22 protein-coding genes are annotated in these 22568 nt (G+C 71.6%); 10 read left to right on the top strand and 12 right to left on the bottom strand.

Going from position 1 to position 22568, the window contains the following annotated elements; genetic code table 11:
* The first annotated feature begins 57 nt into the window (after positions 1-57).
* Positions 58-1356: a citrate synthase gene (locus JOD51_RS12465; RefSeq protein ID WP_204611206.1), complete on the top strand. Its 1299-nt coding sequence runs from the start codon at positions 58-60 to the stop codon at positions 1354-1356.
* Positions 1357-1527: 171 nt separating this feature from the next.
* On the opposite strand, the gene JOD51_RS12460 is transcribed toward JOD51_RS12465, so the two are convergent.
* Both JOD51_RS12460 and dapD read right to left on the bottom strand, forming a co-directional pair.
* Positions 1528-3411, bottom strand: coding sequence for a M60 family metallopeptidase (locus JOD51_RS12460; RefSeq protein ID WP_204608951.1), 1884 nt, complete (start codon positions 3409-3411; stop codon positions 1528-1530).
* 833 nt (positions 3412-4244) lie between these two features.
* Positions 4245-5228: a 2,3,4,5-tetrahydropyridine-2,6-dicarboxylate N-succinyltransferase gene (gene dapD, locus JOD51_RS12455; RefSeq protein ID WP_204608949.1), complete on the bottom strand. Its 984-nt coding sequence runs from the start codon at positions 5226-5228 to the stop codon at positions 4245-4247.
* A 172-nt stretch (positions 5229-5400) separates the two neighbouring features.
* Between dapD and dapE the strand changes: the two genes are divergently transcribed.
* The 4 genes from dapE to JOD51_RS12435 all read left to right on the top strand — a co-directional run bounded on the left by dapE (position 5401) and on the right by JOD51_RS12435 (position 8905).
* The gene (dapE, locus tag JOD51_RS12450) at positions 5401-6483 is read left to right on the top strand and encodes a succinyl-diaminopimelate desuccinylase (RefSeq protein WP_204608947.1); all 1083 of its coding nucleotides are present in this window, start codon (positions 5401-5403) and stop codon (positions 6481-6483) included.
* Positions 6480-7727, top strand: coding sequence for a putative hexosyltransferase (locus JOD51_RS12445; RefSeq protein WP_259557689.1), 1248 nt, complete (start codon positions 6480-6482; stop codon positions 7725-7727). The genes dapE and JOD51_RS12445 overlap by 4 nt, the downstream gene beginning before the upstream one ends.
* Before the next feature lie 106 nt (positions 7728-7833).
* Positions 7834-8004: a DUF3117 domain-containing protein gene (locus JOD51_RS12440; RefSeq protein WP_017887054.1), complete on the top strand. Its 171-nt coding sequence runs from the start codon at positions 7834-7836 to the stop codon at positions 8002-8004.
* Between the two features lie 229 nt (positions 8005-8233).
* Positions 8234-8905, top strand: coding sequence for an AAA family ATPase (locus JOD51_RS12435; protein ID WP_204611197.1), 672 nt, complete (start codon positions 8234-8236; stop codon positions 8903-8905).
* Positions 8906-8907: 2 nt separating this feature from the next.
* On the opposite strand, the gene JOD51_RS12430 is transcribed toward JOD51_RS12435, so the two are convergent.
* Positions 8908-9540 (bottom strand): O-methyltransferase, encoded by a 633-nt coding sequence (locus JOD51_RS12430; protein WP_204608945.1) that lies wholly within the window; start codon positions 9538-9540, stop codon positions 8908-8910.
* Between the two features lie 63 nt (positions 9541-9603).
* Between JOD51_RS12430 and JOD51_RS12425 the strand changes: the two genes are divergently transcribed.
* A complete protein-coding gene (locus JOD51_RS12425; protein WP_204608943.1) occupies positions 9604-9978 on the top strand; it encodes a twin-arginine translocase TatA/TatE family subunit in 375 nt (124 codons plus the stop codon).
* 45 nt (positions 9979-10023) lie between these two features.
* On the opposite strand, the gene JOD51_RS12420 is transcribed toward JOD51_RS12425, so the two are convergent.
* From JOD51_RS12420 to JOD51_RS12410, 3 genes are read right to left on the bottom strand one after another with little or no spacing between them, the layout of a single operon-like run.
* Positions 10024-11184, bottom strand: a complete 1161-nt coding sequence (locus tag JOD51_RS12420) for an Mrp/NBP35 family ATP-binding protein (RefSeq protein ID WP_204608941.1) — start codon at positions 11182-11184, stop codon at positions 10024-10026.
* A complete protein-coding gene (locus JOD51_RS12415) occupies positions 11177-11737 on the bottom strand; it encodes a DUF1003 domain-containing protein (protein WP_239540524.1) in 561 nt (186 codons plus the stop codon). Before JOD51_RS12415 ends, JOD51_RS12420 begins: the two co-directional genes overlap by 8 nt.
* A 46-nt stretch (positions 11738-11783) precedes the next feature.
* Positions 11784-13115 (bottom strand): magnesium transporter MgtE N-terminal domain-containing protein, encoded by a 1332-nt coding sequence (locus JOD51_RS12410; protein ID WP_204608939.1) that lies wholly within the window; start codon positions 13113-13115, stop codon positions 11784-11786.
* 92 nt (positions 13116-13207) lie between these two features.
* Here JOD51_RS12410 and JOD51_RS12405 point away from each other — a divergent pair, with 92 nt between their 5' ends.
* Entirely contained in the window at positions 13208-14332 is a 1125-nt protein-coding gene (locus JOD51_RS12405; RefSeq protein WP_204608931.1) for a YflT domain-containing protein, read from the top strand.
* A gap of 124 nt (positions 14333-14456) precedes the next feature.
* Here JOD51_RS12405 and JOD51_RS12400 read toward each other — a convergent pair whose 3' ends face one another.
* From JOD51_RS12400 to JOD51_RS12380, 5 genes are all read right to left on the bottom strand, one after another.
* A complete protein-coding gene (locus tag JOD51_RS12400) occupies positions 14457-14930 on the bottom strand; it encodes a GNAT family N-acetyltransferase (protein ID WP_204608929.1) in 474 nt (157 codons plus the stop codon).
* A gap of 10 nt (positions 14931-14940) precedes the next feature.
* Positions 14941-16425: an aminopeptidase P family protein gene (locus JOD51_RS12395; RefSeq protein WP_204608927.1), complete on the bottom strand. Its 1485-nt coding sequence runs from the start codon at positions 16423-16425 to the stop codon at positions 14941-14943.
* Between the two features lie 68 nt (positions 16426-16493).
* Positions 16494-16958, bottom strand: a complete 465-nt coding sequence (locus tag JOD51_RS12390) for a hypothetical protein (protein WP_204608925.1) — start codon at positions 16956-16958, stop codon at positions 16494-16496.
* 119 nt (positions 16959-17077) lie between these two features.
* Entirely contained in the window at positions 17078-18814 is a 1737-nt protein-coding gene (locus JOD51_RS12385; RefSeq protein ID WP_204608923.1) for a glycosyltransferase, read from the bottom strand.
* 3 nt (positions 18815-18817) lie between these two features.
* Positions 18818-20005 (bottom strand): hypothetical protein, encoded by a 1188-nt coding sequence (locus tag JOD51_RS12380; protein ID WP_204608921.1) that lies wholly within the window; start codon positions 20003-20005, stop codon positions 18818-18820.
* Positions 20006-20190: 185 nt separating this feature from the next.
* On the opposite strand from JOD51_RS12380, the gene JOD51_RS12375 reads away from it, so the two are divergent.
* On the top strand, positions 20191-20499 hold the full coding sequence (locus JOD51_RS12375; RefSeq protein ID WP_204608919.1) for a hypothetical protein: 309 nt from the start codon (positions 20191-20193) through the stop codon (positions 20497-20499).
* A 5-nt stretch (positions 20500-20504) separates the two neighbouring features.
* Positions 20505-20942 carry a hypothetical protein gene (locus JOD51_RS12370; RefSeq protein WP_204608917.1) on the top strand — a complete coding sequence of 146 codons (438 nt, stop codon included), beginning with the start codon at positions 20505-20507 and terminating at the stop codon, positions 20940-20942.
* Between the two features lie 128 nt (positions 20943-21070).
* Here JOD51_RS12370 and JOD51_RS12365 read toward each other — a convergent pair whose 3' ends face one another.
* Complete coding sequence (locus JOD51_RS12365; protein ID WP_204608916.1) at positions 21071-21298, bottom strand: hypothetical protein; 228 nt, start codon at positions 21296-21298, stop codon at positions 21071-21073.
* Positions 21299-21569: 271 nt separating this feature from the next.
* On the opposite strand from JOD51_RS12365, the gene JOD51_RS12360 reads away from it, so the two are divergent.
* Positions 21570-22442 carry a PHP domain-containing protein gene (locus JOD51_RS12360; protein WP_204608913.1) on the top strand — a complete coding sequence of 291 codons (873 nt, stop codon included), beginning with the start codon at positions 21570-21572 and terminating at the stop codon, positions 22440-22442.
* Positions 22443-22568 lie beyond the last annotated feature (126 nt).

Raw genomic sequence — 22568 nt, 5'->3', positions numbered from 1 at the left:
ACTGACACTGCCAACGACGCTCAGAAGACGGCCACACCGCCCACGACGCCCGTCCCCGTGAGCCCCGGCGCCGACCAGGCGACCGAGACGGCCACGCTGACGTACCCGGGGGGCACGGCGGAGTTCCCGATCCTGCAGAGCGTCGACGGCGCCTCCACGATCGACATCTCGACGCTCAAGAAGCAGACCGGGCTGAACACGCTCGACTACGGCTTCGTGAACACCGGGGCCACCAAGAGCGCCATCACCTACATCGACGGCGACCAGGGGATCCTGCGCTACCGCGGGTACCCGATCGACCAGGTCGCCGCGAACTGCACGTTCCTCGAGGTGGCCTGGCTCCTCATCTACGGCGAACTGCCGACGCCGAGCGAACTCGAGGCGTTCGACAGCCGCATCCGCAGGCACACGCTGCTGCACGAGGACCTCCGCCGGCTGTTCGACGCGCTGCCGCACTCCGCGCACCCGATGTCGGTGCTGTCCAGCGCGGTGAGTGCCCTGTCGACCTACTACGAGGACGACATGGACGTCGACGACCCCGAGAAGGTCGAACTGCAGACCGTCCGGCTGCTCGCGAAGCTCCCCGTCATCGCCGCGTACGCGCACAAGAAGGCGATCGGCCAGGCGTTCCTGTACCCGGACAACAACCTGTCGTTCGTCGACAACTTCCTGCGCCTGAACTTCGGCACGATGGCCGAGGCGTACCAGCCGAACCCGGTGCTCTCGAAGGCCCTCGAACGGCTGCTCATCCTGCACGAGGACCACGAGCAGAACGCCTCCACCTCGACCGTCCGGCTCGTCGGCTCGACGAAGGCGAACATGTTCGCCTCGATCTCCGCCGGCATCAACGCCCTCTACGGTCCGCTGCACGGCGGCGCGAACGAGGCCGTCCTCGAGATGCTGCAGCAGATCAAGGACTCCGGTGAACCCGTCACGCGGTTCGTCGAGCGGGTGAAGAACAAGGAGCGCGGCGTGAAGCTCATGGGCTTCGGGCACCGCGTCTACAAGAACTACGACCCCCGCGCGAAGCTCGTCAAGGAGTCCGCGGACGAGGTCCTCGAGGCCCTCGGTGTGCAGGACGACCTGCTCGACATCGCGAAGGAGCTCGAGCAGATCGCGCTCGAGGACGAGTACTTCGTCAGCCGCAAGCTCTACCCGAACGTCGACTTCTACACGGGCATCATCTACAAGGCGATGGGCTTCCCGCCACGGATGTTCACGGTGCTGTTCGCCATCGGTCGCCTGCCGGGCTGGATCGCGCAGTGGCGCGAGCTGAACAACGACCCGCTCAACAAGATCGGGCGGCCGCAGCAGCTGTACGTCGGGTACCCCGAGCGGGACCTGCCGCAGCGCTGACGCCGGTCGCGCGCGAGTGCGCGCTGGCGCCGGTCGCGCGAGCGCGCGCGGACGGGAGGCCCGGGGCCGGTCACACAGACCGGCCCCGGGCCTCCCGTCGTCCGGGGCCTGCCGTCGTGCCGGGGCTCCCGCTGTCCCGGGCCTGCCGTCGTCCTGTCGGATCCGCTCGGCTCAGTCCAGCGCGTCGAAGTCGTCCCAGATCGCCGTCTCGAGCGCCGGGTACTCCGCGAGGTGCGGGCGGAGGTCGTCCTCCACCTGGACGCCCCACTGCTCGAAGAACGGGGTGAGGTCGTGCCCCGCGACGTGCGTGGCCTGCAGGATGAAGGCGCGGCGGGCCTCCCGGTCGCTGCCGGCGGCGACGTCGGCGCGCGCCCGCGCGGCGACGGTGGACAGGAAGTCCTCGCCGTACGCGCGGCGCAGCTGGTCGAAGACCAGGTGCCGGGTCATGCCGTTCATCTGGTTCGACCAGAAGTCACGCTCGTCGACCGGCTGCTGGCGGAACCGGTCGAGCTTCGCGCGCCACGAGTCGAGCGGGTTGCGCTGGTGCACCTGCTCCTCGAGCACGAAGCTGGCGAGGTCCTGCGAGATCGTCCCGTCAGCCTGGCCGTGCTGGTTCGTCCAGCGCATCACGTCCTGCTGGAACACGCGGCCGAACGCGTTGCGGAGCGCCTGCTCACCGGCTGCCGAACCGTCGCTCGTGAACAGGTGGTGCGGGGACGCGTGGTCCGTCGGGAACGCCACCCAGCCCTGGTGGACGTTCGTCGGGGCGTTCGCGCCGGCGTCGCCGTAGCTCGGCGTGGTGATGTGCACACGGTGGCCGGTGTCGGCGACGCCCCACACCCGCTGGTTCGTCCGGACGGTCTCGTCCCAGCGCTCCATCCGGACGTCGAGGTCGTCGCCGGCGATCAGCGCCTCGTTCTGGTCGCTCTGCGGAGCCGTCCGGTCGGAGCGGAGGACGTCAGCCTGCACCTGCTCGCCGATCAGCGAGAAGAACGGCGAACGGTCCCAGTCGCGCAGCTGCGTGTCGAAGTCGGCGCGGTCGGTGACGCCCGCGATGTAGGTCGGGACGGGAGCGCCGCCGCGGACGACGACCGTGCCACTGTCGCTGGTGCTCCGGTCGATGATGCTGACGAGGCCGTCGTGCGGCGCGGTGATCGTGTTCTGGCCCGGGTGGAGCGCCTGCGTCGCGATGCCGACGTCGCCGCACCGGTTGATCCCGAAGTAGTTGCCGTGCTGGCCGATGGCGACCTCGGCGTCGGTCACGCCCTCGGGGACCTCGACCACGAAGGTCTGGTGGGCGCGGATCCACCGGCCGGCCTGGCGGAGGTCGCTCCGTGCCGCCTGCGTGCCGTCGTGCTCCTGGGCGGCGAGGGCGCTGCCGATCGGGCGGACTGGGACGTCGGTGTGGCCGCTGGTGACGGTCGGCCAGGTGTGCTCGGGGGTGGGGGACTGGGTGTCGCCGTCGTCGGGGGTTTCGGTGCCGGGCGTCCCGGTACCGGGGGTCTCGGTGCCGGGCGTTTCCGTGCCGGGGGTTTCGGTGCCGGGTGTCTCGGTGCCGGGCGTCTCCGTGCCGGGGGTTTCGGCGCCGGGCGTCTCCGTTCCGGGCGTCTCGGTGGCGTCGTCGGCCGAGCAGCCGGTCACGGCGGCGCCGTCGACGGAGCAGTGTTCCGGCAGGGCACCGGCGGCGTTCAGCAGGTAGAGCGGTACCTCGAACGTCGCACCCGGTTCGAGGAGGCCCGAGGGAGCGATCCGCACGTGGGTGCCGTCGGTCTGCACGTCGACGCGGGCACCGAGGCGGTTGTGCACCATGCCGGTCGGCAGGTCGAACTCGACGGCCGACGCGGCAGGCGTGCTGCCGGTGTTGTGGAACGTGAACACCGCATCCGTCACGGCATCGGTGACGACGGTGGTCCGGAGCGAGGCGGTGACGTCCGAGGAGGGCGCAGCCTGCGCGGCGGCGGGGACGAGGACCGTGCCGAACACGGTCGAGGCGAGGACGAGCCCACACGTGCCGAGGCGTGCGGCGCGACGGGCGGCGGGGGAGGGCGGGGTCATGACGGATCCTTCGATCGGGACAAGGTCGGCCGAAAGTATGTCATATATCGCGGACGGGATACCAATTGCATGCCTGCCTCGCGCGCTCGGCGTTCCGGCCCGGCCCGGGGGCGGGCCCGAAGCGCGCGAGCGGGCGGAACACCATGGTGCGGAGGTCCGGCGCCTCGCATTCGTGCCCGCTCGCGCGGTGGTCGCGGTCCGCCAGCTGCCGTTGCGGGCTGGGCACGTGCCTCCAGTCCCGCCGCGAACGGCGAACGGGCGGAATGCCACGGTCGGAGGGCGGGTGGCGGTGGTCTTCCGCCCGCTCGCGGGCCGGGAGGCTCGGCCCGCGCGTCGGCGCAGCGCGGCGGGTGCCGAGTGGGCGGAATGCCACGGTCGGAGGGCGGGTGGCGGTGGTCTTCCGCCCGCTCGCCGGTCGGGAGGCGTGGCCCGCGGGTCAGCGGAGTGCGGCGGGCGTCGAGTGGGCGAGATGCCACGTCCGCAGGGAGGACGGCCCTGGTGTTCCGCCCGCTCGCCGGTCGGGAGGCACAGCCCACCAGACCGATGCCGCCAGCGCCCGGCGGACGGGCGCCCCGGCGACGCCGAGCGGGCGGAACACCAGGTGGCGGGTGCGCCGCACCCTGGCATTTCGCCCGCTCGCGCCTGGTGCCCGCTCGCGCCCGCTCGAGGCTGGCGGGATGGTGCCCGGGCTCGGCGCCCGAGGCGCGCGGGTCAGGTGCGCGCCGAACTCCCGGCCGGCGGGAGGCACGGCCGGGCGCGAACGGACGGGAGGCCCGTCACCCGCCCGTCGGACGTGTGACGGGCCTCCCGTCGGTTGCGCTGCGGCGCCCTGGTCAGGTGTGCAACGCCGTGTTGAGCTGGATCCCCTCGCCCTTCCGCTGCAGCGCCTCGACCGCGCCGGTCATGGAGTTGCGGCGGAACAGGACGTTGGGCGCGTCCGAGAGCTCGGCGGCCTTCACGGTGCGCGGAGTGCCGTCGGGGTTCGGCGCGGCACCGACCAGGACGACCTTGGTGCCCGCGGTGACGTAGAGCCCGGCCTCGACCACGGAGTCGTCCCCGAGCGAGATGCCGAGTCCGGCGTTCGCACCGAGCAGGGCCCGCGCGCCGAGTCGGACGCGGTGGGTGCCGCCGCCGGAGAGCGTCCCCATGATCGACGAACCGCCGCCGACGTCGGTGCCCTCGCCGACGACGACGCCCTGCGAGACGCGGCCCTCGATCATCGCGTTGCCCAGGGTGCCGGCGTTGAAGTTGACGAAGCCCTCGTGCATGACCGTGGTGCCCGGCGCCAGGTGCGCACCGAGCCGGACCCGGTTGGCGTCGCCGATCCGGACGCGGTCGGGCACGACGTAGTCGACCAGGCGCGGGAACTTGTCGATCGCGTGCACGGCGATGCCCGCGCGCTGCAGGCCCGGACGGAGGCGGGTGAGGGACTCGGGGTGCACCGGGCCGGCGTTCGTCCACGCGACGATCGGCAGGTGGCCGAAGACGCCCTCGAGCGAGATATCGTTCGGCCGGACGTGCAGGTGGCTCAGCAGGTGCAGACGGAGGTAGGCGTCCGGCGTGCTGGCGGGAGCGTCGTCGATCACGATCTCGACGGTGGTCGTCTCGATCCGGACGTCCCGGCGCGGGTCGTCCCCCACGGCTGCGGTGAGCTCGGCCGGGACGGTGGCGTCCGCCGGCAGCGATCCGAGGTGGGTCGTCGGGAACCAGGTGTCGAGCACGGTGCCGTCGGCGGCGACCGTGGCGAGGCCGTGACCCCAGGCGTGCGTGGGGCGGGCCGGGGCGGGCGGGGCAGGCTGCGGAGTCGTCTCGGTCACCCTCCGAGGGTACCGAGCAGCCCGCGCGGGCGACCGTCCACCCGGACTCCTGTGGAGAACTGCGACCGGCGAACCGGAGAACCGCAACCGGCGAACCGGGGAACCACGACCGGCGATCTGTGGGACTGTGCAGAACCGCTGACCCGCGGGGAACGATCGGTAGGCTGCCCGCATGCCGCAGCCGCTCGACCTCTCTGCCTCGTCCATCGACATCACCCGCGCGATCTGCGACATCGAATCGGTGTCCGGCAACGAAGGCGCGCTCGCCGACGCGATCGAAGCCGCCCTCGCGCCGCTCGACCACCTCGACGTGGTCCGGGACGGGGACGCCATCGTCGCCCGCACCGACCTCGGCCGTGACCGCCGGGTGGTCATCGCGGGCCACATCGACACGGTGCCGCTCAACGACAACCTGCCGACGGAGTTCCGCACCACCGACGACGGCACCGAGATCCTGTGGGGCCGCGGGACGGTCGACATGAAGGCGGGCTGCGCGGTGCAGCTCAAGCTCGCCGTGGACCTCGTCGCGCCGAACGTCGACGTCACCTGGGTCTTCTACGACCACGAAGAGGTCAGCGACGCGCTGAACGGCCTCGGCCGCCTGGCCCGCACGCGGCCCGAGCTGCTCGCCGGTGACTTCGCGATCCTGGGGGAGCCGTCGGGGGCGCAGATCGAGGGCGGCTGCAACGGCAACCTGCGCGCCGAGGTCCGCACGTTCGGCAAGCGGTCGCACAGTGCACGCAGCTGGATCGGCGACAACGCGATCCACAAGACCGCCCCGATCCTGGCCACCCTCGCCGCGTACGAGCCGCGCACCGTGACGGTGGACGGGCTCGAGTACCGCGAAGGACTCAACGCCGTCGGCATCTCGGGTGGCATCGCCGGCAACGTGATCCCGGACGAGGCGATGGTCCACGTCAACTACCGCTTCGCGCCCTCCCGCTCCGCCGAGGAAGCGGTCGCGCACATCCGCGAGCTGTTCGACGGCTACGACGTCACGATCGTCGACCTGGCCGCCGGTGCCCGCCCGGGCCTCGACGCGCCGCTGGCGCAGCAGTTCGTCGCTGCGGTCGGCGGCCCCGCGCCGCGACCGAAGTACGGCTGGACCGACGTCGCACGCTTCTCGGCCCTCGGCGTGCCGGCGGTCAACTACGGCCCCGGCGAGCCGGTCTTCGCGCACCACGACGACGAGCAGGTCCCCGTCGCCCAGATCACCGCCGTCGAGGACGGACTGCGGCGGTGGCTGACGGCGTGACCACCGCCTCCTGGGCCGTGCAGCGCGCACGGTCGACGGGAGCGGCACTGATGTGGGTGGTCGTCCGGTGGCGACTGCTGCCCTGGTGGCTGCGGATCACCGTGGTCTACACGCTCTCGCGTGTGCTGACGACGGTGCTGCTGACCGGGTTCGCGCGGATCCAGACCGCGAACTCGTTCACGGTGCAGCACCCGTCGTACCTGTCCTTCGCGTCGATCTGGGACGGTGCCTGGTACCGGGTGATCGCGGCGTCCGGCTACCCCTCGACCCTGCCGGTGGACGCCGCCGGGCACGTGACCGAGAACGCGTGGGCGTTCATGCCCGCGTACCCGTTCACGATACGGGCGATCATGACGGTGACGGGCGGGTCGTTCGAGCTCGTCGCCGTCGGGGTGTCGCTGCTCGCCGGCTGGGGCGCGGCGCTGGTGTTCCGCCGCTTGATGGGACGTTTCCTCGACCCGGCCCGGGCGACGTTCGCCACGGTGCTGTTCTGCTTCGCGCCGGTGTCGGTGATGTTCCAGGTCGCCTACGCCGAGGCGATGGGGCTCCTGCTCCTGCTCGTGGCCCTGCTGCTCCTGGTGCAGCGGCGGTACTGGGCGATGCTCCCGGTGGTCCTGCTGCTCGGCATCACCCGTCCCACCGGTCTGGCGTTCGCGCTGCTGATGAGCCTGTTCGTGCTGGTCGGGGTGTGCCGCCCGGCCTGGCTGCGGATGCCCGAGCGCCTGACGCTGCGGACGGCGGTGCCCCCGGCGGTCGTCGCGGTGGTGTCCGGGATGGTCGGACTGGCCTGGCCCGCGATCGCCTGGGCCGCCACCGGTGTGCCCCGCGCCTACACCGACACCGAGCTGGCCTGGCGGTCGTCGTACATCGGCTGGGGTGAGCTCGTGCCGTTCACCCCGTGGGTGCAGGGCTTCGGGTGGTGGTTCCACCAGCCCGCGGGCACGATCCTGCTCATCGTGGTGCTGGTCGGCTTCGTGGCGGTGGTGTTCCAGCCGGCTGCCCGTCGCATCGGTCTCGAGCTCCGGCTGTGGGGTCTGGCGTACCTGGTCTACCTGCTGGCGGTGTTCTTCCCGCAGTCCAGCACGTGGCGGATCCTGTTGCCGATCGCCCCGTTGCTCGGCGTCGTCGCCCTGCCCCGGTCGCGGGTGTACCGGGTCGCGATGGTGGTCCTGGCGGTCGTCCTGCAGTGGACCTGGCTGTACTACTGCTGGTGGGTGGACGGGTACGACTGGACCCCGCCCTGACCCGTCCGGATGTCCACGGGGAACACCCCCGACCTGGGCGGTTTCGCAGTCGCGCCTGTCTACGGGATAATGGCCCCTGTTCGTACTGCACGAAAGGGGACATCTGATGGCAGCAATGAAGCCGAGGACCGGCGACGGGCCGATGGAGGCTGTCAAGGAGGGTCGACTCATCATCGTGCGGGTTCCGCTCGAAGGTGGAGGCCGCCTGGTGGTCTCGGTCAACGACGCCGAGGCCAAGGAACTCCACGACGCACTGGCAGAGGTCGTCTCGGCCTAGTTCGTCGACGCACCACCACGGAAGGCCCGGGACGCGTACGTCCCGGGCCTTCCGTGCGCCAGGAGGCCGTCCCCGCGCCCCTGCAGGCCGGTTCCGGTCTGCGGGGCGGTCGCGTTCCACGGCGGACTGGAGGCTGTCGGTCCCGCCCGGCATGATGGGTCACGTGCCCCGGGACCGCGTCCGCAACCAGCCGGTCCGCCGCATCGAGGAGTACCTCGACCCGGACCCGATGCCCCGCGACGAGTGGCCGGCGACCCTCGCGCCGGTGCGCCAGCTCCTGGACGACGGGCTCGAACTCGGCCCGGTCACGGTCCTGGTCGGCGAGAACGGCGTCGGCAAGTCGACCCTGGTCGAGGCCGTCGCGCTGGCGTTCGGCATGGCTCCGGAGGGCGGATCGACCGGTTCCGGGCACACGACACGCCCGTCGGAGTCCGATCTCTGGCAACACATCCGCCTGGTCCGCGACTTCGGTGCAGCGCGCAGTGGCTTCTTCCTGCGCGCCGAGACCATGCACGGCTTCTTCACCTACCTGGAGCAGAACCCGAACCCGAAGCGTCCCGAGCCGCAGTTCCACGAGCGCAGTCACGGCGAGTCGTTCCTGGACTTCGTCATCGACCGGGCGCGGTGGCCGGGGCTGTGGCTGCTCGACGAACCCGAGTCGGCGCTGTCGTTCTCGGGCTGCCTGGCGCTGATCGCGTTGCTGCAGTCCATCGTCGAGGACGGTGTCGGGCAGGTGATCCTGTCGACGCACTCGCCGGTGCTCGCCGCGTTCCCGGACGCGACCGTGCTGGAGGTCGGGGAGTGGGGCATCCGGCGGAGCGACTGGGCCGACCTGGACCTCGTGCGGAACCAGCGGGCGTTCCTGGAGGCCCCGGAGCGGTACCTGCGGCACCTGGAGTGAGGTCAGTCGGTGAGCTTCGTCATCTGCAGCAACCCGTCGCCCGCGGGGGACAGGGCGCTGCGGACCGCACCGGAGGTCGACACCTCGGTCAGGAGCAGCCGGAAGTCGGTGGTCGCGCGGTCCCGCTTGACCGGGTCCGCGACCCTGCCGCGCCACAGGGCGTGCGGGACGAGGACGGTGCCGCCGGTCTTCGCCAGCCGCAGGCCGTGCTCGACGTACTCGATGACGTGCTCCGGGTCGGCGTCGATGAGCACGACGTCGTACGAGGCGTCGTTCATCCGCGGCAGCACCTGCGCCGCTCGGCCGGGGATCAGGCGGACCCGTCCGGGTGCGGTGCCGGCGGCGATGAAGGCGTCGCGGGCGTCCTGCTGGTGGTCGATCTCGACGTCGATCGTGGTCAGCGTCGCATCCGGCGCACCCGCGAGCAGGTACAGGCCGGAGACGCCGAGCCCGGTGCCGATCTCGATGATGCTCGTCGCCCGCGAGGCCGCGGCGATCACGCTCATCTGCGCGCCGATGGCGGGTGAGACGGCTTCGACCCCGAGTTCGAGGGAGCGCTCACGGGCACGGGCGACACCCTCGGGTTCGGAGACGATGTCCTCCGCGAACTTCCAGTTCGAGTCTTTCTCTGACACGCACACTCCTCGTCGGTCAACTCTACGGGTGACTCGACGACTCCACGCGTTAGGCTCGCTCCCGTGAACATCCAGCTCGACAAGATCCTGCTCATCGGGATCATCGCCGTGCTGTTGCTCGGGCCGCAGCGGTTGCCGGTCTACGCCCAGAAGCTCGCCGACTTCGTCAAGGCGGTCCGCCGGTTCGCGGACACCGCGAAGGACCGGATGCGCGAGGAGATGGGCCCCGACTTCGACGACGTGGACTGGCAGAAGCTGGACCCGCGGCAGTACGACCCGCGTCGGATCATCCGGGACGCCCTGCTCGACTCGCCCTCCTCGGGCGACGACGTCGCAGCGGCCGCCGCGACCGTGACGGCCGCGAAGGTCCGGGCACCCGCGCCGATCGTGCCGCTGGCCGCCGGCGAAGCCGCGCCGTACGACGCCGAAGCGACCTGACGCCGAGGCGAAGCGATCTGACGGCGACCGTCAGGACAGCGACCGTCAGGACAGCGACAGCCCGAGCTTCCGCCCGGCCAGCCCGCGACCCATCGCGGTGAGCCGGTCCGCGACCGCGTCGAGCGCGACCGCTGCGGCGTCCGTCGGGTCACCCAGCACGACCGGGAGGCCCGCATCGCCCCCGGCACGCAGCGGCACCGAGAGCGGCACCCGGCCGAGCACCGGCACGGGGGAGTCCTGCCCGCGGGAGAGCCGCCGGGCGGTCTCGTCGCCACCGCCCTCACCGAAGAGGTGCAGCACGCTGCCGTCCGGCTGCACGAGCCCCGCCATGTTCTCGACGACGCCGATCACCCGCTGACCGGTCTGCCGGGCGACGATCCCGCTCCGCTCGGCGACGTCCGCCGCAGCAGCCTGCGGGGTGGTGACGACGAGGACCTCGGCGTGCGGCAGCAGCTGGCCGACCGAGATCGCCACGTCACCGGTGCCGGGCGGCATGTCGAGCAGGAGCACGTCGAGGTCGCCGAACCACACGTCGGACAGGAACTGGTTCACCGTCCGGTGCAGCATCGGGCCACGCCAGGACACCGCGGTGGAGACGTCGTCGACGAACATGCCGATCGAGACGACCTTCACCTCGTGCGCGACCGGCGGCAGGATCATGCTGTCGACCCGGGTCGGGCGTGGCGCCACACCGTGCTCGTCCGTCAGGCCCATCAGGCCCGGGATGCTGAAGCCGTGCACGTCGACGTCGACGATGCCGACGCGCTGCCCGCGGCGGGCGAGGGCGACCGCCAGGTTCGCCGTCACCGTGGACTTGCCGACACCGCCCTTGCCGCTCGTCACGGCGATCACGCGCGTCAGCGAGTCCGGCGTGAACTGCACGCCCTTCGGCCGCCCGGCCCGGAGCCGGTCGGTCAGGGCGGCCCGCTGCGCCGGGGACATCACGTCGACGTCGACCGCGACGCTCGTCACGCCGGGCACCGAGGCCGCGGCGTCGTGCACGTCGCGTTCGATGATGTCGGCGGCCGGGCACCCCACGATCGTGAGCTGCAGGTCGACGCGCACCGAGCCTCCCGGCTGGACGTCGACGCCACGGATCATGTCGAGCTCGGTGACGGGACGGCGGATCTCCGGGTCGATGACGCGGTCGAGCGCAGCGAGGACCGCCGTGCCGAGCGCGTCCTCCGGGTGGGAGACGTCAGCCACGCGTCACCGAACGGTCGTGGCCCCGGTCGTGGCCGCGGTCGTGCATCTGGCTGCGTGCGCGGTCGCGCTCACGGTCGTCGAGTTCGTCGAGGTCCTCGGGGCCGCCGTCACGACGGTCGAGCTCCTCGAGCAGGGACCGCAGCTCGGCGCGGATGAAGTCCTTCGACGCCATGTCGCGCATCGCCAGGCGGAGGGCGACGACCTCGCGGGCGAGGTACTCGGTGTCGGCCAGGTTCCGCTCGGCGCGCTGTCGGTCCTGCTCGAACTGCACGCGGTCGCGGTCGTCCTGCCGGTTCTGCGCGAGCAGGATCAGCGGCGCCGCGTACGAGGCCTGCAGCGACAGCACGAGGGTCAGCGCGGTGAAGCCGATCGCCGCGGAGTCGAACTGCCACGACTTCGGCGTCAGGATGTTCCACCCCATCCAGAGCACGCAGAAGAGCGTCAGGCCGATCAGGAACCAGGGGGTGCCCATCGCGCGTGCGATGCCCTCGGTCGCTCGGCCGAAGGCGTCACCGCGACCACGGCGTCGGGTCGGCAGGACACGGGTGCGCATGCCCTTGGGGGAATCGAGGCGTTCCTCGGGTCGTTCCCTGCGGTTCTCATCCGTGCGTGCCACGAGTCGTCCTCCTTCCCGGGGTGACCGGTGCTCTGCGGGTCAGTGAGCGTGGGCGCGAGACCGCGCCCGGGTTGGCGTCGGCCTCGTCCTGACTGCGCCAGTCGTCCGGCAGGACGTGGTCGAGGACGTCGTCGATGGTCACCACCCCGACGAGTCGGTGGGCGTCGTCGACCACGGGGACGGACAGGAGGTTGTAGGTCGCCATCACGCGGGTCACCTCGGCGGCACTCGCGTCGACCTTGACCGGTTCGGTCTGCTGGTCGATGAGCGTGCCGAGGCGCTCGTTCGGCGGGTACCGGAGCATCCGCTGGAAGTGCACCAGGCCGAGGAAGCGCCCGGTCGGCGGCTCGTACGGCGGCAGCGTCACGCAGACCGCGGCGCCGAGCACCGGGGCGAGTTCGTGGCGGCGGACCAGCGCGAGGCCCTCGGCCACGGTCGAGTCGGCGGACAGGATCACCGGCTCGGTCGTCATGAGCCCGCCGGCGGTGTCCGGCTCGTACTCGAGCAGCATCCGGACGTCCTGCGCCTCTTCCGGCTCCATGAGCTCGAGGAGGGCTTCACTGCGCTCGTCCGGCAGCTGGGCCAGCAGGTCGGCGGCGTCGTCGGGCTGCATCTGGTCGAGGACGTCGGCGGCCCGGGAGTCGCGGAGGGCGGAGAGGATCTCGATCCGCTCCTGGTCGGGCATCTCCTCGAGCACGTCGGCGAGACGGTTGTCCGGCAGCTCCTCGGCGACCTCGAACCGGCGCTCGGACGGCAGGTCCAGCAGGGTCGAGGCGAGGTCGGCGGGCAGCAGGTCCGAGTAGGCGGCGATCACGTGCTCGGCGGACTGGGACTCACCGGGCAGCTCGTCCTCGGTGACCTCGTTCCAGGTGGCGAACGTCGTCGGGCCCTTGCCGAACGGGGACGGCGTGGTCTTCGGCTTGCGGAGGAACAGCTGCGCGACGGACCAGTCACCCTGGCCGTGGTCCTCGATCGCGACGTCCTCGATGGTCGCGCGGATCTGCTCCTTCTTGATGAGCACCTTGCGACCGAGGATCTCGGCGATCACCCGGACCTCGCCACCGCGCTGCTCGAAGCGGCGCATGTTGACCAGGCCCGTCGTGATGACCTGGCCAGCGCCGATCGAGGTGATCCGGCCGATGCTGACGAAGATGCGGCGCTTGCCGGGGACCTCGACGATCAACCCGACGACCTGCGGGGCGTCGACCCGGCGGTACACGACCAGGACGTCCCGGACCCGACCCACCCGATCGCCCGCGGGGTCGAAGACGGAGCACCCGGCTAAGCGGGCGACGAAGACCTTCGAGGCGCTCACCCGTCCAGCGTAGTCGCTCGGCCCGGCCCACTCGCCGCGCCTTCCCTGGTGGTTCTCGTGTGATCGCAAGGAGCCCGGTGGATGATGACTGTGTGAGCACTCAGAGCCCCTTCGGCGGCCGCACGGCACAGGCGTTCCCCACGCTGCCCCGCGGTGACGTCCTCGGCACCTACGACAGCTACCCCGAAGCACAGCGCGTGGTCGCGAAGCTCGCCGAAGCGGACTTCCCGGTCGCGAAGCTCGCGATCGTCGGCAACGACCTGAAGACCGTCGAACGCGTCACCGGCAAGATGACCTACGGCCGCGCGGCCCTCGCCGGTGCCCTGTCCGGCCTCTGGCTCGGGTTCTTCTTCGGCGTCGTCCTGACGTTGTTCTCACCTTCGGCCGGTGGGCTCTTCGCCGCCGCCGCGGTCATCGGCGCGGGCTTCGGCATGCTCTACGGCATCGTCTCGTTCGCGATCACCAAGCGGCAGCGGGACTTCACGAGCGTGCACCAGGTCCTCGCCACGAACTACCAGATCGTCGTCGAGCCGCAGCTCTCGGGGCAGGCGCAGCGCATCCTCGGGCAGGCCGGTGCGATCCAGCACACCTCGTGGGACCAGCCGGGTGCGGGCAGCACGAAGCAGGGCGGCCAGCCGGGGCAGTACGGACAGCAGGGCCAGCCGGGGCAGTACGGTCAGTCGGGCCCGTCCGGACAGCAGGGCCAGGTCGGGCAGCAGCCGTGGCGTCCGGGGGCGCCGCAGGGCGGGCCGGGCCAGGGAGCGCCGACGCAGGGCCGCCCGCCGCAGTACGGCGAGTACGGCCAGCAGGGTCAGGCACCGCAGGGCTCGCCCTACGGTGGGCACGCCACCCCGCACCAGCAGCCGGGCTCCGGCCCGCAGCCGGCGCCGGACGGCCGCCCGCGCTACGGCACGAACGACGGCCCCCGGTACGGCACGAACGACGACGCCGCACGCCGGGCTCCCGAGGACAGCGCGCCTCGCGACGCGACGGGAGGCCCGCGGTACGGCACCAACGAGGGTGCGGCCCGCGACGCCTCCGGTGACCGTGGCGCGAACCCGCCGCAGCGCCCCGCGGGCTCCACGCCGCAGTTCGGCACGAACGACGGCCCGCGCTACGGGGAGCGCGCGACCACCCCGGAGTCCCAGGAGCAGCCGGACCAGCCCGCGCCCGACGCCAGCGGGACCGCCGGGCGTCAGGACGAACGCCGCGACTGACGTCGAGCCGCGGTGACGACGACGGGGCTCCCGGACCACACGGTCCGGGAGCCCCGTCGTCGTTGCACTGTGGGTCGGGCGGTAGGCCGGCCGGGCTCAGCGTCTCCTGGTCAGCGTCTCCTGGTCAGAGGATCTTCGAGTAGCAGACCGAGCGGTCGGCGCCGACGTACGGGCCGAAGTTCGCGATGCGGCTGAAGCCCTCGCGCTCGTAGAACGCGATCGCCCGCTTCTGCTCCGTGCCGGTCTCGAGGACGAGGGCCGGCGAGCCGAGGTCCAGCGCCGCTTCTTCGAGTCGACGTAGCATCGTGGCCGCGACACCCGAACCGCGGGACTCCGTCCGCACGTACATCCGCTTCACCTCGGCCACACCGTCGTCGACGATCCGCAGACCACCGCAGCCGACCGGAGTGCCGTCGCCGTCGCGCGCCACGAAGAACACCGCGATGGAGTCCGCCGTCGGCTTCGGGCCGGGCTCGGTGTCGGCGCCGTACGTGCTGTCGATCTCGATGCGCTGGGCCGCTCGCAGCCGCTGGGCGTCGGGCGAGTCGAAGTGCTCGACGTCGATCAGGAAGGTGCTCGAGGGGGCTGCAGCGCTCACGAGGCCCAGGCTAGCGCGGAGTGCGGGCGATCCACCCCTCCACTTCCGAGGGGGTCCGGGGGATGCCGACGGACAGGTTCTCGGCCCCGTCCTCGGTCACCAGGATGTCGTCCTCGATGCGGACACCGATGCCGCGGAACTCCTCCGGCACGGTCAGGTCGTCCTGCTGGAAGTACAGGCCGGGCTCGATCGTGAAGACCATGCCGGGCTGCACGATGCCGTCCAGGTACATCTCCCGGCGGGCCTTCGCGCAGTCGTGCACGTCGAGGCCGAGGTGGTGGCTCGTGCCGTGCACCATGTAACGGCGGTGGAACTGGTTCTCCGGCAGCAGCGACTCGTCGGCCGAGACCGGCAGGAAGCCCCACTCGGCCGTCTTCCGGGCGATGACCTGCATGGCGGTCGCGTGGACCTCACGGAAGGTGATGCCGGGCTTGACGATCGCGAACGCCGCGTCGGCAGCCTCCAGGACGGCCTCGTAGACCATCCGCTGGACGGGGGAGAAGGTGCCGCTGACCGGCAGCGTCCGGGTGATGTCGGCCGTGTAGAACGAGTCGACCTCGACCCCGGCGTCGATGAGGATGAGGTCGCCCGGCTGCACGGCGCCGTCGTTCCGGGTCCAGTGCAGGATGCAGGCGTGGTGCCCGGCCGCCGCGATCGTGTCGTAGCCGACCGTGTTGCCGTCCGCACGGGCACGGCGGTTGAAGGTGCCCTCGACGATGCGCTCGCCGCGGGGGTGGGCCAGGACCGCGTCGAAGTCGGCGATGACGTCGTCGAACCCGTGCTGCGTGGCGTCGACGGCCTTGCGCAGCTCGTTGACCTCGAACGCGTCCTTCACCAGACGCAGCTCGGACAGGTCGCGGGAGAGCACGTCCGCCGTCGCCGGGGTGTCGTCCTGCTCCTCGGCACCGCCGACCGTCGCGCCGAGCCGCTCGTCGAGGGCCCGGGTGAAGTCGACGTCGGCGTCACGCACGACCAGCACCGAGGCGTCCAGGCCCTCGAGCGCCTGGTCGAGCTCGCCGAGGTCAGCCGTCGCGAGACCCAGGTCGGCGGAGACCTCGGCCAGCGACGGACGCGGACCGACCCAGAACTCGCCGATCTCGGGGTTCGCGTAGAACTCCTCCGAGTCACGGCCGGCGGTCGCGCGGAAGTACAGCGTGGCGTCGTGCCCGCTGCCGTTCGGCGTCAGGACCAGGACGGACCCGACGACGGTGTCCGTGCCCCAACCGGTCAGGTGCGCGAACGTCGAGTGCGGACGGAACGGGTAGTCGCAGTCGTTCGAGCGCACCTTCGCCTGCCCGGCGGGGACGACGAGCGTCCGGCCGGTGTGCAGCTCGGAGAGCCGCGCACGACGTTCGGCAGCGAACGCGGACTGCTCGCGGGGCGCCGGGAGCGGACGCTCGCGCTCCGCCCAGTTCGACGCGATGTGGTCCTTGAACACGGACGAGCCGGGAGTGGTGGAGCGGTTGCTCGTCGCGCGGGGAGTGGTGTCGGCCATGCGTCCCATCATCGCACCGTGCGCCGGCCGGGCCACCGCGGGCGGGGCGGCGGGCGCGCGACGTGGCCTCAGCAGCCGGTGTTGAGGCCGTTCCCGACCGGCGAGGTGCGGCGCAGTTCGCTCACGCTGCCGCTCGCCGGCGCGTACTGGGCGTTCGCGGTCGCCATCGCGACGGGGTCGGCGTCCTTCGTCGGTCGGTACTCGATGCAGACCGTGCCGATGCTGGCACCGGTCGCGTCCGGCTTGCCGATCTCCCACTTGCCGAGGAAGTGGTGGGCGGCGAGCGGGTGCGCCGCCACGTACTCCGAGCCGGTCTCCGTCCCGCCGTCGGCCATGGCGTCGACCATGCCCTCGGCGACGGTGGAGGCCTCCTTCTCGAGGTCCGGGATCGTCGCCTTCCGCTCGGACTGGGACATCTCGGGCTGGGCCGCGGTCGTCGCGGTGTCGCCGCTGCCGCCGGCACTGCATCCGGTGACGCCGACGAGGAAGACGATCCCGGCGGCGAGTACGGCTGCGCGCTGTGCTGTGGACATGTCCGGTTCCCCCTGGGTGCTCGATGGTGGGCGACCCGGCCGTCCCCGGCCCCGCGGGATCACCCCGTGACCAGCGTACCGGCGGGCCAGATGCACCGATGCGCGGTCCGGTCCGCGGGTCAGGAGGCGGTCGTCCCGTCCGCCGGGCCCTGGGTCGTCAGCCCGTGCTCGGTCTTCTCCCAGTAGTGCGGGCGGGTGAGCAGCTGCCAGAGGGCCTTGTACGCCGCGATCGAGTGCAGGGTCCAGTAGACCGGGTTCAGCAGCGACCAGAGGATCAGGTGGAAGGTCCCGCGTTTGAAGGGTCCCATCATCGACAGGTAGATCATGATCGCGTTGCCGACGAGGAAGTTGAACAGACACAGCCAGAGCACCCAGACCGGGAAGAGCGCTTGGAGGGTGCCTTGCGGGACGGCGAACGTCACCAGGGTGAGCGCGGAGAACGGCAGCACGCACAGGAACGTCGCGGGGGTGCCCGCGATGAGGAGCACGAACGCGGAGAACCGGCGGAGACCGATCTCACGGATGAGGGCCACCGGCCGCCGTGCGTGCACGAGGCTCGTCTGCATGTAGCCCTTGATCCACCGGGAGCGCTGCCGGATGAAGTTCGGGATCGAGGTGTTGGCCTCCTCCATCGTGGTGGAGTTGATCACGCCCACGCGGTAGCCGACGGCACTCGCCCGGATGCCGAGGTCCGCGTCCTCGGTGACGTTGTACGGGTCCCACCCGCCGAGTTCGACCAGGGACGCGGTGCGGAAGTGGTTCGACGTCCCGCCCAACGGGATCGGCAGCGAGGAGTGGTCGAGCCCGGCGAGCATGTAGTCGAACCAGTAGGAGTACTCCAGCGTGAACATCCGGGTGAGGACGTTCTCCCGGGCGTTGAAGTAGTTCAGCGCCGCCTGCACGCACACGGTGGACTCACCACCGCGCGCGAACGCGATCAGCGCCTTCTTGAGCTGGTCCGGGTCCGGTGTGTCCTCGGCGTCGTAGATGACGAGGAAGTCACCGGTGGCGACGTAGAGGCCGACGTTGCACGCGCGCGGTTTCGTCTGCGGGTGCCCCTTCGGGACGGAGATGACGCGGAAGTGCGGCGGCGGGTTCGCCGAGGCGATCGCGTCCCGGGTCTCCTGGTCCTCCTCCTCGGTCAGGATGATCACCTCGAGCTTGTGCACCGGGTAGTCGAGTCCGCCGAGGTTGTCGATCAACTGCGCGACGATGTTCGCCTCGCGGAACACCGGGACGAGGACCGTGTACGTGGGCAGGTCGGCGTCGTCCAACGCGGCCACCTCAGTGTCCGTGATGCGTTCGACGACGTCGTAGCGTGCGCCCTGCGTCGCCACGACGAACTTGAACCCGGTACCGGCGAGGAACACCAGACTCGCCGCGGTCAGCGCGGCGATGCCGGTGGGTGCCGGCCACACGACCGCGCAGGCGATCGCGATCAGGAGGAGCGCGCCTCCCGTCAGCTTCTGGGTGCGGGAGAACACGACGCGAGCGGAGAGCGTCGGGTTCCGGTCGTGGAGCTCGTTCGCCGCCGCGTCGGCCACGGCACCGTGGAACCGGCCCAGCACCGCACGGCGGAGCGTCCAGCTGTCGACGGGCACGAACGTGACGGGGGCACCGAGCTCCTCGGCGAGTGCGTCGGCGAGCGACGCGTCACCGGCACGCGCGGAGGTGGCGACGAGCATCGTGCCGTCCGGGAGCATCCGCAGCGGCATCCAGTCCTCCGCGAGGTACCGCTGTCCGGACCCGGCCCGTTGCAGCGTCGCGTCGACGCCGTCGGCTTCGAGTTCCGTGAGCTCGTCGGGACGGACGAGGGCGACGTGCCGGCCGGGCGTCGTCGGGATCGGGTGCACCATCGCTCATCGCCACCCGAGGGCGTGTCCGATGGCCGTCATCCAGCTCACCGTGACCGGTCGGTTGACCGCCGCGGTCCACGCGATGAGGACCTGGAGGCCCCCGACGACGGTGATGAGGACGCTCGCCCGGACCGTGCGGGCCGCCGGGACCACCGCGATCCCCATCATCGTCATCACGAGGAACACGTTGCCCGCGGAGTTCACCGGGATCAGGCCGAAGACGTACCCGAGGACCAGTGCGATGAAGACGAACACCGCGATCAGGATCGAACCGGGCCGACGGCTGAGGAGCGCCAACGCCGAACCGCTGGCGACCGGGGCGAGGATCAGCACGCCGTCGAGGGTCGTGAAGAGGTGCGGCACCAGTGCGCCGAGCGTCGGGTCGAAGTGGACCGCGTTCTCGAACACCGACAACGGGCTGCGCCCGAACAGCAGCTGGAGGAACATCACGGCGCTGAACACGGCGATCGTCGGGAACAGCACGATGAGCACGTTCGACCACCGCGCCCCCGACTCGGCCCGTCGCGCCACGGACAGCAGGGGAGCCGTGACCGCTGCGGCGACCACGAGCACCAGGCCGGAGGCATCGGCGAGTGCGGCGAGCATGAAGAGGATGCCGGACTCGAACCCGGCCTTCGTGTTCCCGCTCGAGACGAAGCGGACCTTGTTGATCGCGCCGATCCCGAAGAACGCGATGCTGAGGAAGGCCTCGAAGTTGCCGGTGGCGGTGTAGGCGAACAGCGGGTTGGCGCCGATCGCCACGAGGAACACCGCGCACGTCCACCACTCGAACCGACGCTGCACCATGACCTCGAGCAGCAGCTGCAGCAGGACCCCGGCGACGAGCGCTCCCACCAGCGCCAGTCCGGCCGCACCGCCGGGGATCAAACGCACCAGGACGGTCCCGAGCGGTGGGTAGAGCTGGCTGATCCAGGCCACGTCAGCGCGGTTCCACGCCAGCGTGGAGACGTGGTCGACAGCGGTCTGGTTCACCGTGATCGAGGACACCGTCGGGTCTGCGCTGATGGTCGCCACCACCAGGAACGGCAGAGCGAAGGCCACGCGGAGCGACCACCGAGCCCACGCCGTGCCCGGGAAGGACTCGAGACGGTTGCGCAGGTGTCCAGCAGCGCGCGCTGCCTGCACCTCGCGCCGCAACGACTGTGCGCGTTCCGCTCCCAGGATGACCATCACGTCCGCCTCACTGCTCGCAAGGCCTGATCCGGTCTCGCTGCATCCAAGCACGGCGGCGGCAGGACGTGCCTGGACGGACGCCGCGGATCTCCGGCTCCGCGGCGAGTTCGCAGGTGCCGGGGGCCGGGGGCCGGGGGCCGGGTGACGGCGGCCGGGGACGCCGCTGGCGCTAGCATCCAGCCATGGCCGACTGGCAGCAGGTCCCGCGGATGGTGCTCCCTCGTCAGCAGGTCGGGGTGCCCTCGGGTACTGCGATCGTCTGGCTCGCGCTGCCGTTCCAGGTGGTCTCGACCGGCGCGCTGACCGACGTGGTGATCGCGGCGTGGTCCATCGTCGGCGGCGCCTTCACCGAGGTGCTGCAGGTCTTCGGCTACGCCCTGCTCTCGACACCGAGGACGATCCTGGTGTTCGTCCTCGGGCTGCCGCTCCGCATTGCCGTCACGACGATGCACCTGCTCCCGCCGAGCCGGCGCTGGCGGGACGTCCGGTGACGGCCGTGCGAGCGGGTCGCGAGCGCCGGGTCACCGCAGCTCTCGTGGCGGGCGCGGCCACGGTCCTCCTGGCCGGGTGCGCTGTCCACAGCACGCCGACCGATGTCGGCGGCGAGCCGTCCCCGGGGTCCGAGCTGCACGCCCGCCGGGCCGCTGTCGACGGACTGCGGCACCACGACGAGCGCCGCTTCGACGCGGCGGTGAGCCGGGGACAGCGGGCGACCGCGGCGACGGCGTGGCGCACCTGCGCGCCGGCGCTCGCCGTGGACCCGGACGCGGAGGCGCGGGTGACGTCCGACGACGCAGCCGTCCCGGACATCGTCGGGGTCGTCGTGCACCCCACCGCACACGGCGCCCCCGGGTGCTGGGTGACGCTCTCCTGGTCCGAGGGGCACGGCTGGTCCGCCTCGGCCGAGCGCACGGCCGGGGACCGGCGTCTGTGAACGGCGTCCGACCGGATGGTGGCCGGTCGGTAGCATGACGGGGTGCCTGATCCGTTCATCGACCTGCACGCTCAGCTGCGCGCGACGATGCGCCTCGGCACCCGTTCGCTGCTGCGTCAGTGCCTGCGTCAGTGCCCGTGTCGTCGTGCGGAGATCGCGGTGGCGACTCCGCCGATCACGAGCACGAGACCGAGTGCGGCCGCCATGTACATGGGCCCGTACGAGTAGCTCCCGGCGACGTCGACCTGTCTGCCGAGCCACATGCCCTCGACGAGCACCTGCCACGCCATCAGCAGGACGATGACCGCGCCCGTCATGCTCGTGACCCAACCCCAGATGACCTGTCCCCGCTGCATGGGTCGGATCATCCCACTCCGACGGCACGCAGTCCACAGCGAGGTGACTGAGACTTCCCTAGCGACCGGTGGGCCGGAGCATCGGATGAGCGGGCCGATGTCCGACGACGTGCGGTCCGACCCCGCTCGGAACGCGGCCGGGCCGACCGCGGGGCCTGCTCGACGTCCCACCGGAGGAAACGGCTGGTCCGCCTCGGCCGAGCGCACGGCCGGGGAGCGGCGTCTGTGAACGGCGTCCGACCGGATGGTGGCCGGTCGGTAGCATGACGGGGTGCCTGATCCGTTCATCGACCTGCACGCTCACTCGAGCGTTTCCGACGGCACCGAGCGCCCGGCGGACCTCGTCCGGGCCGCTGCGGCCAGCGGCCTCGACGGCGTCGCCCTGACCGACCACGACACGACCGCGGGGTGGCACGAGGCCGCCGAGACGGTCCGGCAGCTGCCGATGACGCTGGTGCCGGGGCTCGAACTCAGCACCCGGATCGGCTGGCGGAGCGTGCACGTGCTCGGGTACCTGGTCGACCCCGAGGACCCGGGCCTCGTCGCCGAGACGACCGCGATCCGTGACGGCCGCCTCACCCGGGCCCGCAGCATGGTCGACGCGATCGGCCGTGACCACCCGATCACCTGGGACGACGTCCTGGCCGAGTCGAGCGAGGGCGCGACCATCGGCCGCCCCCACATCGCCGACGCGCTGGTCCGGCTCGGCCTGGAGTCGGACCGCAGTGCGGCGTTCCGCGGCATCCTGCACCCGTCGTCCGGCTACTACCAGCCGCACGACGCCCCGTCCCCGCTGCGCGGTGTCGAGCTCATCCGCGCCGCCGGTGGGGTGCCCGTGATCGCGCACCCGGCAGCGTCGTCGCGCGGGATCGTGATCGACGAGCCGATGCTCCGCGACCTCGTCGACGCGGGCCTCGCCGGCCTGGAGGTCGACCACCGCGAGAACCAGGCACACGGCAAGCGGACCCTGCTCGACTGGACGCAGCAGTTCGGCCTGTTCGTCACCGGGTCGAGCGACTACCACGGCGAGGGCAAGCCGAACCGCCTCGGTGAGCACCGGACGTGCCGCCGCTCGTTCGACGCGATCGTCGAGCAGGCCACCGGCAGCGAGCCCGTGGTCGGCCCGGGCTCGCGGCTGTCCTGACGAGCCTGGCCTGACGCGGCTGGCCTGACGCAGCTGGCGTGACGCGCTCCTGCGGGCCCGGCCCCGGGCCTCCCGTCCGCAAGCCGCGCACCGGGCCCGACCGCGGAGACGACGACGGCCCCGTCA

It is taken from the genome of Curtobacterium herbarum (assembly GCF_016907335.1).
Taxonomy (GTDB): domain Bacteria; phylum Actinomycetota; class Actinomycetes; order Actinomycetales; family Microbacteriaceae; genus Curtobacterium; species Curtobacterium herbarum.
Note: the sequence above shows the minus strand (reverse complement) of the source record. Positions and strands in the feature narration are given on the sequence as shown.